This window comes from Mesorhizobium sp. M0045 (genome assembly GCF_040323385.1).
Classification (GTDB): domain Bacteria; phylum Pseudomonadota; class Alphaproteobacteria; order Rhizobiales; family Rhizobiaceae; genus Mesorhizobium.
Genome location: NZ_JAMYUY010000002.1, coordinates 442,757 through 457,411, shown reverse-complemented (window position 1 = coordinate 457,411; position 14,655 = coordinate 442,757). Strand labels below are relative to the sequence as shown.

General features: G+C 65.1%; 8 protein-coding genes. 4 read left to right on the top strand and 4 right to left on the bottom strand.

Annotated elements, in window-relative coordinates; translation table 11 throughout:
* Window positions 1-491: IS5 family transposase (locus NKJ72_RS04875; protein ID WP_352476063.1), on the top strand; the 491-nt coding region annotated here is incomplete at its 5' end.
* Between the two features lie 298 nt (window positions 492-789).
* Here NKJ72_RS04875 and NKJ72_RS04870 read toward each other — a convergent pair.
* Window positions 790-3,069 carry an NADP-dependent malic enzyme gene (locus NKJ72_RS04870; RefSeq protein WP_352476062.1) on the bottom strand — a complete coding sequence of 760 codons (2,280 nt, stop codon included), beginning with the start codon at window positions 3,067-3,069 and terminating at the stop codon, window positions 790-792.
* Window positions 3,070-3,271: 202 nt separating this feature from the next.
* Here NKJ72_RS04870 and mutS point away from each other — a divergent pair, with 202 nt between their 5' ends.
* Window positions 3,272-5,920 carry a DNA mismatch repair protein MutS gene (gene mutS, locus NKJ72_RS04865; protein ID WP_352476081.1) on the top strand — a complete coding sequence of 883 codons (2,649 nt, stop codon included), beginning with the start codon at window positions 3,272-3,274 and terminating at the stop codon, window positions 5,918-5,920.
* Between the two features lie 85 nt (window positions 5,921-6,005).
* On the opposite strand, the gene NKJ72_RS04860 is transcribed toward mutS, so the two are convergent.
* From NKJ72_RS04860 to NKJ72_RS04850, 3 genes are all read right to left on the bottom strand, one after another.
* Entirely contained in the window at window positions 6,006-6,851 is an 846-nt protein-coding gene (locus NKJ72_RS04860) for an aldo/keto reductase (RefSeq protein ID WP_352476061.1), read from the bottom strand.
* A 109-nt stretch (window positions 6,852-6,960) separates the two neighbouring features.
* Window positions 6,961-7,347, bottom strand: a complete 387-nt coding sequence (gene copM / locus NKJ72_RS04855) for a CopM family metallochaperone (protein WP_352455040.1) — start codon at window positions 7,345-7,347, stop codon at window positions 6,961-6,963.
* Between the two features lie 42 nt (window positions 7,348-7,389).
* On the bottom strand, window positions 7,390-9,894 hold the full coding sequence (locus NKJ72_RS04850; RefSeq protein ID WP_352476060.1) for a heavy metal translocating P-type ATPase: 2,505 nt from the start codon (window positions 9,892-9,894) through the stop codon (window positions 7,390-7,392).
* Window positions 9,895-10,122: 228 nt separating this feature from the next.
* On the opposite strand from NKJ72_RS04850, the gene NKJ72_RS04845 reads away from it, so the two are divergent.
* Window positions 10,123-12,921, top strand: a complete 2,799-nt coding sequence (locus tag NKJ72_RS04845; RefSeq protein ID WP_352476059.1) for a [protein-PII] uridylyltransferase — start codon at window positions 10,123-10,125, stop codon at window positions 12,919-12,921.
* A gap of 46 nt (window positions 12,922-12,967) precedes the next feature.
* Window positions 12,968-14,566, top strand: coding sequence for a murein biosynthesis integral membrane protein MurJ (gene murJ / locus NKJ72_RS04840; RefSeq protein ID WP_352476058.1), 1,599 nt, complete (start codon window positions 12,968-12,970; stop codon window positions 14,564-14,566).
* Window positions 14,567-14,655: the final 89 nt, after the last annotated feature.

Genomic DNA, 14,655 nt, shown 5'->3' with positions numbered 1-14,655 from the left:
CGGACGAGCGGACTTCGAAGGATACGGATGCCCGGCTCACCGCGCGAAAGGGCAAGGGCGGCTTCACCTTTGGCTACAAAGCCCAGGTCGGGGTGGATGAGGGCTCTGGCCTGATCCGCACGGTGATTACCACGCCAGCCAACGTCAACGACACGGTGATGGCCGATAACTTGATCTGCGGCGACGAGAAGACGGTGTGGGCGGACGCCGCCTACGACACCCATGCCCGCCACGCCCGGCTCAAGGCCGAGGGCAAGAAGGTGCGCATCGCGCGCCGCCCCAACAAGCACCATGCGCTGCCGCCGCGGCTCAAACATTACAACCGCCTGATCGCCAGACGGCGAGCGGCGGTGGAGACCACTTTCGCCACGCTCAAGAACCGGATGAAGCTGACCAATATCCGCTATGTCGGACTGGCGAAGGCCACCGCCCAGGTGACATTGGCGGCGATCGCCTTCAACATGCGCCGATGGGCCGCCATCACGGGATAGGTGCGCCCGCAGCCCCGCCCGGGCCGAAACCGCCGCCGAAAGCCCAAACAAGGGGGCGGAGCTCACAAAGACGAGCGAAATCCCTGCGATCCCGCCCCATCTAAACATCCCCCGGTTACTGCGCAACAGGCCCCTTGTGGGAGAAGGTGCATCGGCGCGCAGCGCCGAGACGGATGAGGGGTGTTGGAAGGAATGCCGTCCGAGCCAAGCTGGAGCACCCCTCATCCGTCGCCTTCGGCGACACCTTCTCCCACAAGAAGCAAGGGGAGAAGGAAGAGACGCTGCCGCTAGGCGCTCCTCAAGCTCCCGCGCTATACGCCGCGATCGCCGCCATATTGACGATGTCCGAATCCTTGGCATTGAGCGAGACGATCTGAACCGGCTTGTTCAGGCCGACCAGCAGCGGGCCGATGACGGTCGAGCCGCCGAGCTCCTGCAGCATCTTGGTCGAGATCGAGGCCGAGTGGAAAGCCGGCATGATCAGCACATTGGCCGGACCGGTGAGGCGGATGAACGGGTACTGCGCCATGGCACGGGCGTTGAGCGCCACGTCGGCGGCCATCTCGCCGTCATACTCGAAATCGACGCGGCGCTTGTCGAGGATGCGCACCGCTTCCTGGACGCGCTCGGAGCGCTCGCCCTGCGGATGGCCGAAAGTCGAATAGGCGAGCATGGCGAGCCTCGGCTCGTAGCCCATGCGGCGGGCAAAGCCGGCGGCCTCCTCGGCGATGTCGGCGATCTGTTCAGCATTCGGCATGTCGTGCACGGCGGTGTCGGCAACGAGGACGGTGCGGCCCCGCGCCAGCACGATCGACACGCCGATGACGCAGTGCCCGGGCCTTGCGTCGATGACGCGGCGGATATCGTCGAGGGCCGTCGAATAGTTGCGGGTGACGCCGGTGACGATGCCGTCGGCATCGCCCAGCGCCACCATGCAGGCGGCGAAATGGTTGCGGTCGTTGTTGATCAGCCGCTGGCAGTCGCGGAACAGGAAGCCTTTGCGCTGCATGCGCTCGTAGAGATAGTCGGCGTAGACCGAGTTGCGCCGCGACAGCCGCGCATTGATGATCTCGATGCCTTGCTTGCCGAGGTCGATGCCGGCGTTGCGCGCGTTTTCCTTGATGATGTCGTCGCGGCCGAGCAGGATGGCGGTGCCGAGCCGCTGGTTCACATAGGAGACGGCGGCGCGCATCACCTGCTCCTCCTCGCCCTCGGCAAAGACGATGCGCTTGGGCTGGCGGCGCACCCGGTCGTAGATGCGCTGCAGCGTCGATGCGATCGGGTCGCGGCGGGCGGAAAGCTCCTGCGCGTAGCGGTCCAGATCGAGGATCGGCTTGCGGGCGACGCCGGAGTCCATCGCCGCCTTGGCGACCGCGATCGGGATCGCCGAGATCAGGCGCGGATCGAACGGCACCGGGATGATGTAGTTTGGACCGAATTTCGGCCGCATGCCCTGATAGGCGGCGGCGACGTCGTCGGGCACGTCCTGGCGCGCCAGTTCGGCGAGCGCTTTGGCCGCGGCGATCTTCATGTCGTCGTTGATGGTGGTCGCCCGCACATCGAGCGCGCCGCGGAAAATGTAGGGGAAGCCAAGCACGTTGTTGACCTGGTTGGGATAGTCGGACCGCCCCGTCGCCATGATGGCGTCGGTGCGGATCTCGGCGACCTCCTCCGGCGTGATCTCGGGGTCGGGATTGGCCATGGCGAAGATGATCGGGTTCTTGGCCATCGACTGCACCATCCTGGTGGTCAGCGTGCCCTTGGCCGAGAGGCCGAGGAACACGTCGGCGCCGTCCAGCGCTTCGGCCAGCGAGCGCGCACCGGTTTTCACGGCGTGCGCCGATTTCCACTGGTTCATGCCTTCGGTGCGGCCCTGGAAGACCACGCCCTTGGTGTCGCACAGGATGATATTTTCTGGCGCAAAGCCCATCGCCTTCATCAGTTCGATGCAGGCGATGCCGGCAGCGCCGGCGCCGTTGCAGACCATTTTCGTGGTCTTCATGTCGCGGCCGGTGATTTCCAGCGCGTTGATCAGGCCGGCGGCCGAAATGATGGCGGTGCCGTGCTGGTCGTCATGGAAGACCGGTATGTCCATCAGCTCGCGCAGCCGCTGCTCGATGATGAAACACTCCGGTGCCTTGATGTCCTCAAGGTTGATGCCGCCGAAGGAGGGGCCGAGAAAACGCACGCAGTTGATGAATTCGTCGGCATCCTCGGTGTCGACCTCGAGATCGATGGAATCGACATCGGCGAAGCGCTTGAACAGCACCGCCTTGCCTTCCATCACCGGCTTCGAAGCAAGCGCGCCGAGATTGCCGAGGCCAAGGATGGCGGTACCGTTGGAGATGACGGCGACCATGTTGCCGCGAACCGTATAGTCGAAGGCGCGGCTCGGATCCTCGGCGATGGCGAGAACGGGCACGGCAACGCCCGGCGAATAGGCGAGGCTGAGATCGCGCTGCGTCGCCATCGGTTTTGTGGCGACGATCTCCAGCTTGCCCGGACGCCCCATGGCATGAAATTCCAATGCCTCCTGGGCGCTGACGGAGGGCCCGTTGCTTTCGGATTTCTTGGCCATGATGCTTTCGGTTCCTCGCCCGTACGGCACCGCTTGGGATGGGTGCGCATGCTTTCTTTTGTGGAAGGTTCGGGATTAAGGCTACACTTCGCCGCTGTAAACCGCCAAGCATGGCCTGGAAAATTTTGGAAGCAGCTTCTTGAACGACGAGACGCCCATTCGAAGCGACAATGCCACGCCGGCCTTCGCGCCGGCGACGCCGATGATGGAGCAGTATATCGAGATCAAAGCGGCGAACCCGGATTCGCTGCTGTTCTACCGCATGGGCGATTTCTACGAGCTGTTCTTCGACGACGCCGAGAAAGCAAGCCGGGCGCTCGGTATCGTGCTGACCAAGCGCGGCAAGCACCAGGGGCTCGACATCCCGATGTGCGGCGTGCCGGTGCATGCCGCCGACGATTATCTGCAGAAGCTGATCGGACAGGGGTTCCGCGTCGCCGTCTGCGAGCAGATCGAGGATCCGGCGGAGGCCAGGAAGCGCGGCGGCAAATCGGTGGTGCGCCGCGACGTGGTGCGGCTGGTAACGCCCGGCACCATCACCGAAGACAAATTGCTGGCGCCGTCGGAATCGAGTTTTCTGATGGCGCTGGGACGGGTCAAGGGCGGGGTCGAGCATTCCTTTGCCTTGGCTTGGATCGAGATCTCGACCGGTGTCTTCCGCGTCGCCGAGACCACCGCCGACCGGCTGCTCGCCGATGTCTTCCGCGTCGACCCGCGCGAGCTGATCGTCGCCGAGCCGGTGTTTTACGACCCGGAGCTGAAACCGGTCTTCGACGTGCTCGGCCGCGTCGCCAGCCCGCAGCCGCCGTCGCTGTTCGATTCGGCTTCGGCCGCCGGCCGCATCGCCCGCTTCTTCGAGGTGGCGACCCCCGACAGTTTCGGCTCGTTTTCGCGCGCCGAGCTGTCGGCGATCTCTGGCGTCATCGCCTATGTCGAAAAGACGCAGAAAGCCGAGCGGCCGCCGCTGTCGCGACCGGAGCGCGAGGAGCAGGGCTCGACGCTGTTCATCGACCCGGCGACGCGCGCCAACCTGGAACTGCTGCACACGCTGTCCGGCAGCCGCGACGGATCGCTGTTCAAGGCGATCGACCGCACGGTGACCGGCGGCGGGGCAAGGCTGCTCGCCGACCGGCTGATGGCGCCGCTGACCGATCCGGCGGCAATCGCTGCAAGGCTGGACTCGGTGTCGTTCTTCCGCTCCGAGACGCGCCTTTGCCAGGCGGTGCGGGCAAGCCTGAAAAGCGTTGCCGACATGCCGCGCGCGCTGTCCAGGCTGGCGCTCAACCGCGGCGGCCCGCGCGACCTCGGCGCGCTGCGCGCCGGTTTCGAAGCGGCCGGCGCCATCGCCGAACTGTTCGGCCAAATCGCCTTGCCGGGCGAACTGGCCGCGGCGTTGGGAGCTATCAAGACGCTGCCCAATGAACTGGCGGCGCATCTGGCGCAGGCGCTGAGCGACGAGCTGCCGTTGCTCAAGCGTGACGGCGGCTTCGTCCGCGGCGGCTACCACGCCGAACTCGACGAGATGCGGGCGTTGCGCGACGAGTCGCGAAAAGTGATCGCCGGGCTGGAGCGCTCGCTGATCGACGAGACCGGCATCCGCTCGCTGAAGATCAGGCACAACAATGTGCTGGGCTATTATATCGAAGTCACCGCCAATCATCATGCGCTGATGACCGGCAGCGACGGCGCCAGGGCGCGCTTCATCCATCGCCAGACCATGGCCAACGCCATGCGCTTCACCACCACCGAACTCGCCGAGCTGGAAACCAAGATCGCCAATGCGGCCGACCGGGCGCTGGCGATCGAGCTTGCCGCTTTCGAGGCGCTGACGGCGCAAGTGGTCGGCCACGCCGACAGGATCCGTGCCGGCGCCGAAGCGCTCGCCGTGCTCGACGTTTCGGCCGCACTTGCCTTGCTTTCCGAGAGCGAGGCCTGGTGCCGGCCGTTGGTCGATGCGAGCCTTGCCTTCGAGATTTCGGGCGGACGCCACCCGGTGGTCGAACAGGCGCTGCGGCGTTCCGGCGAAGGCCCGTTCGTCGCCAATGATTGCGATCTGTCGCCGCAAGGCGATGCCAAGACCGGCGCGATCTGGCTGCTGACCGGCCCCAATATGGGCGGCAAGTCGACCTTCCTCAGGCAAAACGCGCTGATTGCCATCCTTGCCCAGACCGGCTCTTTCGTGCCCGCGGCATCAGCCCATATCGGCGTCGTCGATCGGTTGTTTTCGCGGGTCGGCGCCTCCGACGACCTGGCGCGCGGCCGCTCGACTTTCATGGTCGAGATGGTCGAGACGGCGGCGATCCTCAACCAGGCAGGCGAGCGCGCACTGGTCATCCTCGACGAGATCGGCCGCGGCACCGCCACTTTCGACGGCCTGTCGATTGCCTGGGCGGCGGTCGAATATCTGCACGAGAAGAACCGCTGCCGGGCGATCTTCGCCACGCATTTCCACGAAATGACGGCGCTGGCCGGGAAACTTGCACGGCTCCACAACGTCACCATGCGGGTCAAGGAATGGGAAGGCGACGTGGTTTTCCTGCACGAGGTCGGCAAGGGTGCGGCCGACCGTTCCTACGGCGTCCAGGTGGCGCGGCTGGCCGGCCTGCCGGAAGCCGTCGTCGGCCGGGCCAAGGAAGTGCTGCACCAGCTCGAAGCCGGCGAGGTCTCGGGCAAGGCCAACCGTCTGGTCGACGACCTGCCGCTGTTTTCGGTGGCGGCGCAGCGGGAAGCGTCGAAGCCGGCGAAGAGTGATGGGCTGGGTTTGGCGCTAGCGGAGATCAATCCCGACGAGATGACGCCAAGGGAGGCGCTGGAGGCGCTGTACAGATTGAAGGGGATGCTGGCGAAGTAGGGCTTCTGCAATCGGAGCGGCGTCGGCGAAACCGCCAATCTCCCCCTCGAGGGACCCACGAGGGGGGAGATTGGCAGCTTCACCCTCAAATCATCGCCAAGCCCGACTTCCGCCTCGGCGGTGGGAAGGCGCGGTCAATTTCGGCGAAATCTTCGCTCGTGAGCTCGATCTCCAACGCCGCGACATTCTGCCGGACATGCTCCGCGCGGCTAGCTTTGGGAATCGCGATCACGCCCTCCTGCGCCATCACCCATGCAAGTGCGATCTGCGCCGGCGTCGCACCGTGGCGGGCGGCGATGGCATCTAACCTGGCGTTGCGCGCCAATACCCCCTGATCGACCGGCGAATAGGCCATCAGCGGCATGCCGCGTTGCCGGCTCCACGGGGCGAGATCGAACTCGACGCCGCGCTGCGACAGATTGTAGAGCACCTGGTTGGTCTGGACGTTGCCGCCGGCCGGCAACCGAACCAGCTCTTCCATCTCATCGGTATCGAAATTGCTGACGCCCCAATGGCGGATCTTGCCGGCCGCCTTCAACGCTTCGAACGCCTCTACCGTTTCCATCAAAGGAACGCTGCCCGGCCAATGCAAGAGATAGAGATCGATGCGGTCGGTGGCGAGATGCCTCAGGCTGTTCTCGCAGGCCCGTTTCACGCCGGCGCGCGAGGCATTGGACGGCAGCACTTTGGAGACCAGGAAAACCTCGTCGCGGTGCCCGGCGATGGCCTCCGCCACCACCTGCTCGGCACCGCCGCTGGCATACATTTCGGCGGTGTCGATCAGCGTCATGCCGAGATCCAGCCCGAGCTTCAGGGCATTGGCCTCGTCGGCGCGGCGGCGGCCGTCCTCGCCCATCTTCCAGGTGCCCTGGCCGAGCACCGGCACGGCTTCGCCGCAGGGCAGGGTGGTCGTTCTTATCGTCGATGCCATGGCATGCTCCAGTCCGAGGCCCGGATAGCACCATAGCCGCCAAGGGAAATCCAGGTGAAGCAGAAATCCAGGTGAAGCCTCTCGCCCGGATTCCCCGACAGCGTGACGCCTACTTCACCGGATGGGCGGCGAGCCAGTCCTGCATCTGCTTGATCTCGGCTTGCTGCGCGGCGATCACTGCTTCCGCCAGCTTGCGGATTTCCGGATCCTTGCCATTGGCGAGCTCGATCTTGGCCATATCGATGGCCGCCTGGTGATGCGGGATCATGCCGCGGGCGAAATCGACATCGGCATTGCCGGAATATTCGATTGCCATCATGTCGGTATGCATCTTGTCCATCGCCGCCTTGTAGCCCTCGGTCGAGGGGCTCTGCGCGCCCATTGCGCCCATGTCGTGCTTCATCTCCTCGGCTTGTGCCGGAACGCTTTCGAGGAAAACAGCAAGCAGCATTCCCGCCGCCATCATCAGCAGCACGATCTTCTTGGCCAAGGTCATTCATCGTCTCCTTTTTGAACAGGGTCTATCTGGAAGTTTTACTCAGAGTTTCAACGTCCTGAGCCGCAATGCGTTGGCGATGACCGAAACCGAAGACAGGCTCATCGCCGCCGCCGCGAGCATCGGCGACAACAGCGTGCCGGTGAGCGGATAGAGCACGCCGGCAGCGACCGGCACGCCAAGCACATTGTAGAGGAAAGCGAAAAACAGGTTCTGGCGGATGTTGCGGATCGTCGCGCGGGCCAGCGTCCTGGCCCTGACGATGCCGTTGAGATCGCCCTTGACCAGCGTTATTCCCGCGCTTTCGACCGCAACATCGGCGCCTGTGCCCATCGCGATGCCGACATCGGCGGCGGCAAGTGCGGGCGCATCGTTGACGCCATCGCCGGCCATGGCGACGCCCGCACCGCCGGCACGCAATTCCTCGACCAGCGCGTTCTTCTGTTCGGGCAAAAGCCCGGCACGCACCGCGTCGATGCCGAGCTTGGCGGCGATGGCCTTGGCGGTGCGCTCATTGTCGCCGGTCGCCATGACGATCTTCAGCCCGCTGTCATGCAGCGCCTTGATCGCCTCGGCGGTCGTCGCCTTGATCGGATCGGCGACGGCAACGAGGCCGGCGAGCTTGCCTGCGACAGCGACGAACATCGCGGTCTTGCCATCGGCCTGCAGCGCCTCGGCACTGGCCAGGACCGATGCCGTGTCGATGCCGAGATCGGCCATCATCGCGGCGTTGCCGAGCGCCACCTTCTGTCCCGAGACCGTGCCGGAAACGCCCTTGCCGGTGACGGCCTCGAAGCCGCTCGCGTCGGGGACCTTCACGTCGCGTTCGTGGGCGCCGTCGACGATAGCCTCGGCCAGCGGATGCTCCGAGCCTTTTTCCAGCCCGGCGGCGAGCGCCAGCAGATCGTCTTGTGCCATGCCTTCGACGGCGACGACGTCGGTCAGTCGCGGCCGGCCTTCCGTCAGCGTTCCCGTCTTGTCGACGATCAGCGTGTCGACCGAGGCAAAACGTTCGAGCGCCGCCGCTTCCTTGATCAGCACGCCGGCATGCGCGCCGCGCCCGGTGGCGGTCATGATCGACATTGGTGTCGCGAGGCCCAGTGCGCACGGACAGGCAATGATCAGCACCGAGACCGCCGCGACGACGGCAAAGACCAGGCTGGGTTGCGGTCCGATGACCGCCCAGGCGACGAACGCAATGATCGCGACCAGCACGACAGCCGGGACGAAGTAGAACGACACGCGGTCGGCCAGCCCCTGGATCGGTGCGCGTGAACGCTGCGCCTTGGCGACCAGCTCGACGATGCGTGCCAGCGTCGTCTCGGCGCCGATCTTTTCGGCGCGCATGACCAGGGAGCCGTTCTTGTTGAGCGTGCCGCCGGTGAGGTCGTCGCCTTCGGTCTTTTCGACCGGCAGCGGCTCGCCCGTGATCATCGATTCGTCGATGGAGGAGCGTCCTTCGAGCACAATGCCGTCGACCGGCACGGCATCGCCGGGGCGGATGCGCAAGCGGTCGCCGGCCTTGATCGTATCGAGCGGCACGTCGTTTTCGGAACCGTCCGCGCCGATGAGCCGCGCCGTCTTCGGCGCCAGGTCGAGCAGCGCACGGATCGCCGACCCGGTTTTCTCACGGGCGCGCAATTCCAGCACCTGGCCGAGGAATACCAGCGCGACGATCACCGCCGCCGCCTCGAAATAGACCGGCACGGTGCCGTCATGGCCGCGGAACTGGTGCGGAAAGAGGCCCGGAAACAGGGTGGCGACGACGCTGTAGAGATAGGCGGCACCGACGCCGAGCGAAATCAGCGTCCACATATTGGGGCTGCGGTTCAGGATCGAATCCAAGCCGCGGTGGAAGAACGGGAATGCCGCCCACAGCACCACGGGACTGGCCAGCGCCAGTTCCAGCCAGACCTTCGCACCGTCGTCGATGAAAGCCTGGAACGTCAGGCCGAGCATCGGTGCCATGGCGATGACCAGCAACGGCACGGACAGCACTGCGCTCACCCAGAAGCGCCTGGTGAAGTCGACCAGTTCCGGGTTCGGACCCTCGTCGCCGGTAGGCACCCCCATCGGCTCCAGCGCCATGCCGCAGATCGGGCAGGAGCCGGGCTTGTCGCGGATGATTTCCGGGTGCATCGGGCAGGTGTATTGCGTGCCTTTCGGCATCGCCTGCGGCGCCGGCCTGTCGCCGAGATACTTTGCCGGCTCGGCCTCGAACTTCGCCTGGCAAGCGGCGGAGCAGAAATAAAAACCCTGGCCCTCGTGCCGCAAAAAGTACCTGGCTGTGGCGCGGTCGACGCTCATGCCGCAGACGGGATCGCTGGCCGTCAGGTATTTTTCCGGTTCGGCGACGAACTTCGAGCGGCAGCTTTCGCTGCAGAAATGATAGCGATGGCCGCCATGCTCGGCCGTCGGCTTGCCGGCAGCCCGATCGACGGTCATGCCGCAGACCGGATCGCGGGCGACGGCGTCCGCAGCAGAGGTGGCGCCTTTTGCCGAGCAACAGCTGCCATGGGCGTGATGATGGTGGTCGGAATGCGTCATGCCGAAAGCCCCTGTATTTCGATGTTGCGGCGGAGGTAGTGCTTCCAGTAACTGGAAGGTCAAGGGCCGATTTTCGATTTTTCGCGGCCAATCCCAAACCGAACCGGCTGCGGGCACGAGACGATCGTCCAGTTCCACCGCTGCGGAGAACGCGTCCGTCAGCCCCATACCCAGCGCCGCGAAAACGCGCTATAGACGCCGCCGAAACGGCGAGGCCGAACGGCATCTATGGCAAGAATATCACTGAAGCTCGAGGAATTGGTCGACGGCGAGGCCTTGCGTCGCGAGATGACCGAAGTGACCGCGGCCACGGCAGGCGACGGTTCGGGCAAGGCCGCGCGCAGCGGTGTTCTCAAGCTCCTCAAAAGCCAACTCGCCGACGGCCGCACGGTCGCCGAACGCATGCTGATGGACGACGGCAGCGGCACCGCCTGCGCCGCCCGGCTGTCGCATCTGATGGACGAGATCATCCGCGCGCTCTACGATTTCGCCGCCACCCACGTCTATCGCGTGAAAAACCCGTCATCCGCCGAGCGCATGGCGGTCGTCGCCGTCGGCGGCTACGGCCGCGGCACGCTGGCGCCCGGCTCCGACATCGATCTCCTGTTCCTGCTGCCCTACAAGCAGACGCCGTGGGGCGAGCAGATTGTCGAATACATGCTCTACATGCTGTGGGATCTGGGGCTGAAGGTCGGCCACGCCACGCGCAATATCGACGAATGCCTCAGGCTGTCGCGCACCGACGTCACCATCCGCACCTCGATCCTGGAAGCGCGCTTCCTATGGGGCGAGCAAAAACTCTATGACGAGCTTTTGCAGCGCTTCGACCACGAAGTGGTGCGCACCACCGGCCCCGAATATGTCCAGGCCAAGCTCGCCGAACGCGACGAGCGCCACGCCAAGGCCGGCGAGAGCCGCTATCTGGTCGAACCCAACGTCAAGGACGGCAAGGGCGGCCTGCGCGACCTGCAGACGCTGTTTTGGATCGGCAAATATTTCTACCGGGTGCGCACCGGCGAGGAACTGGTCGACAAGGGTGTCTTCACCGACGCCGAATACAGGGAATTTCAGAAGGCCGAGGACTTCCTGTGGGCGGTGCGCTGCCACATGCATTTCCTCACCGGCAAGGCCGAGGAGCGGCTGCATTTCGACATCCAGCGCGACATTGCCGAGCGGCTCGGCTACACCACCCATCCCGGCCTGTCGGCGGTCGAGCGCTTCATGAAGCACTACTTCCTCGTCGCCAAGGACGTCGGTGACCTGACCCGCATTTTCTGCGCCGCGCTCGAGGAGGAGCAGGCCAAGCATGTGCCGGGCTTCAACCGCATTTTCCTCACCTTCTCGCGGCGCAAACGCAAGCTCGCCGGCACGGCCGATTTCATCGTCGACAACCACCGCATCAACATTGCCGACGACGACGTGTTCGAGCGCGATCCGGTCAACCTGCTCAGGCTGTTCTGGTTTGCCGACAGGCACGGCCTGGAATTCCACCCCGATGCGCTGAAGCTTCTCACGCGTTCGCTCGGCCTCGTCGGCAAGGCGCTTAGGCGCGACGAGGAGGCCAACCGGCTGTTCCTCGACATCTTGACCTCGGACCGCAACGCCGAGCTCAACTTGCGGCGCATGAACGAGGCCGGATTGCTTGCTAAGCTAATCCCGGACTTCGGCAAGATCGTCGCCATGATGCAGTTCTCGATGTACCACCACTACACGGTGGACGAGCATTTGATCCGCTGCATCGGCGTGCTGGCCGAGATCGAACGCGGCGACGGCGAAAAGGTCCATCCGCTCTCCCACTCGCTGATGCCGGGGCTGAAGAAGAGCCGCGAGGCGCTCTATGTCGCTGTGCTGCTGCACGACATCGCCAAAGGCAGGCCGGAGGACCATTCGCAAGCCGGCGCCAGGATCGCCCGGCGCATCTGCCCGCATATGGGGCTCTCGCCGGCCGACACCGAAACGGTTGCTTGGCTGGTCGAGAACCACCTCGTTATGTCGATGACGGCGCAGACCCGCGATCTCAACGACCGCAAGACGATCGAGGACTTTGCCGCCATCGTGCAGTCGGTCGAACGGCTGAAGATGCTTTTGGTGCTCACCGTCTGCGATATCCGTGGCGTCGGGCCTGGTGTCTGGAATGGCTGGAAGGGCCAGTTGCTGCGCACGCTCTACTACGAGACCGAGCTTTTGTTGACCGGCGGGTTTTCGGAGGTGTCGCGCGCCAAACGGACGGCGGCGGCGCGCGAACAACTGGCCGAGGCGCTTGCCGACTGGCCGGAAAAGGCCCGCAAGCGTTATGTCGGCCAGCACTACGAGAACTATCTGCTGGCGGTCGATCTTCCCGACCAGCTCCGCCATGCCGAATTCATCCGCGAAGCCGACCATGCCGGCAAGAAGCTCGCCACCATGGTGAAAGCCCACCAGTTCGAGGCGGTGACCGAGATCACCGTGCTGGCGCAGGACCATCCGCGCCTGCTCTCGGTGATTGCCGGCGCCTGTGCCGCGGCCGGCGGCAACATCGTCGACGCGCAGATCTTCACCACCTCGGATGGCCGCGCGCTCGACACCATCCTGATCTCGAGGGAGTTCGACCGCGACGAAGACGAGCGCCGCCGCGCCGAGCGCGTCGGCCGGCTGATCGAGGACGTGCTGTCGGGCAAGAGCTGGCTGCCTGAAATGATCGAGAAGCGCACCAAGCCGCGTCGCGGCGCCAAGGTTTTCCGCATCCCGCCACGCGCCGAGATCCGCAACACGCTGTCGAACCGGTTCTCGGTGATCGAGGTCGAGGGGCTGGACAGGCCGGGGCTTCTGTCGGAGATCACCGGCATGTTGTCGGACCTGTCGCTCGACATCGCCTCGGCCCACATCACCACCTTCGGCGAAAAGGTCATCGACACGTTCTACGTCACCGATCTCACCGGCCAGAAGATCGACAGCCCGTCGCGTACGGCGACCATCCGCAACAGGCTGATCGCGGTGCTCGAGGGCACGGCGTCCGAGCGCGGCAAGACCAAAACGGCCGCCGAGTGACTGTTACCTTCCATTTGCCCCAATCCCACAGGCAGTCTTCCAGCGCATGAGCCTTGTCAAGAAATTCGCCACGGTCGCTTCCGGCACGCTGATGAGCCGGGCTCTCGGCTTCGGCCGCGAGATGCTGATGGCCGCCGCACTCGGCACCGGGCCGATCGCCGACGCCTTCAACGCCGCCTTCCAGTTCCCCAACACCTTTCGCCGACTGTTCGCCGAAGGCGCCTTCAACGCCGCCTTCGTGCCGCTGTTCGCCAAGGAGATCGAGACGCACGGCACCGACGGCGCCAAGCGTTTTTCCGAAGAGGTGTTCGGCGTCTTGTTCACGGCGCTTCTGGCACTGACCATCGCCATGGAACTGGCGATGCCGCTGATCGTGCGCTACCTGGTGGCGCCGGGCTTTGCGGATACGCCGGGAAAATTCGAAACGACGGTGGCGCTGGCGACCGTCATGTTCCCCTACCTGATCTGCATGTCGCTCGGCGCCATGATGGCCGGCATGCTGAACTCGCTGCGCCGCTATTTCGCCGCCGCGGTGGCACCGGTGTTCCTCAACGTCATCCTTATCGCCGTGCTCGCCTATGCCTGGTACAAGGGTTCGGACGCCCGCACCGTCGGTTTCGGTCTGGCCTGGGGCGTGCTGGCGGCCGGCTTGGTGCAGCTGGCGATCGTCTGGGCGGCGGTGCGCCATGCCGGCATCTCGATCGGCTTCCGCCGGCCGAAGATGACGCCGAACGTCAAGCGGCTGCTGATCCTGGCACTGCCGGCGGCGATCACCGGCGGCATCACCCAGATCAACCAGCTGATCGGCACGGCGATCGCATCGGCGCAGGACAGCGCGGTGTCGTCGCTGGCCTATGCCGACCGCGTTTACCAGCTGCCGTTGGGCGTCGTCGGCGTCGCCGTCGCCATCGTGCTTCTGCCGGAACTGTCGCGGGCGCTGAAATCGGGCAATCTGGTCGAGGCCGCCAATCTGCAGAACCGCTCGGTCGAGTTCACCTTGTTCATGACCTTGCCGGCGGCGGCCGCGCTGCTGGTCATGTCCGAGCCGATCGTGCGGCTGGTCTATGAGCGCGGCGCCTTCGCCGCCAACAATTCGACGCCGACGGTCGCGGCAATCCTGGCGATCTTCGGCCTCGGCTTGCCGGCCTTCGTGCTGATCAAGGCGTTCACCCCCGGCTATTTCGCCCGCGAGGACACGCGCACGCCCATGATTTTTGCCGCCATCTCGGTGGCGGTTAACATTACGACGGCGCTGACGCTGTTTCCGATCATGGGCGCGCCCGGCATTGCCGTTGCCTCCGCTGTCGCCGGCTGGGTCAATGCGGCGATGCTGCTCGCCGTGCTGATCCGGCGCGGCCATTGGGGCCGCGACGTGCCGCTCATGAAACGCATCCCGCGGCTGGTGCTGTCGGCGGCGGTGATGGCCGCGGCGCTCTATTTTGCCGAACGCTGGTTCGCCGCAAGTCTCGGCTCCGGCTCGCCGCTGGTGATCAAGGCGGTAACCCTGCTTGCGCTCATCGCCGGCGGGGCGCTGCTTTACTTCGTCACCGCTTTCGCCACCGGCGGCGCCGACTTCGGCATGATCCGCCGCAATATCGGGCGGAAGGCGTCCCAGCCGGTCAAGGAGCAATCTCCGGATCCGTGAGGGGGAAAATTCATCAGCGCCAATTTTGTTCTTGCTTTGTGCCGGCAGCTATGCTACTAATCTCGGTATGGTGCTAATTGGCTCCAACG

Excerpts from the sequence above, each read along its gene's own strand:
- NKJ72_RS04870 (WP_352476062.1), bottom strand. The coding sequence starts at position 3,069 with ATGGCCAAGAAATCCGAAAGCAACGGGCCCTCCGTCAGCGCCCAGGAG.
- mutS (WP_352476081.1), top strand. The coding sequence starts at position 3,272 with ATGATGGAGCAGTATATCGAGATCAAAGCGGCGAACCCGGATTCGCTG.
- NKJ72_RS04860 (WP_352476061.1), bottom strand. The coding sequence starts at position 6,851 with ATGGCATCGACGATAAGAACGACCACCCTGCCCTGCGGCGAAGCCGTG.
- copM (WP_352455040.1), bottom strand. The coding sequence starts at position 7,347 with ATGACCTTGGCCAAGAAGATCGTGCTGCTGATGATGGCGGCGGGAATG.
- NKJ72_RS04850 (WP_352476060.1), bottom strand. The coding sequence starts at position 9,894 with ATGACGCATTCCGACCACCATCATCACGCCCATGGCAGCTGTTGCTCG.
- NKJ72_RS04845 (WP_352476059.1), top strand. The coding sequence starts at position 10,123 with ATGGCAAGAATATCACTGAAGCTCGAGGAATTGGTCGACGGCGAGGCC.
- murJ (WP_352476058.1), top strand. The coding sequence starts at position 12,968 with ATGAGCCTTGTCAAGAAATTCGCCACGGTCGCTTCCGGCACGCTGATG.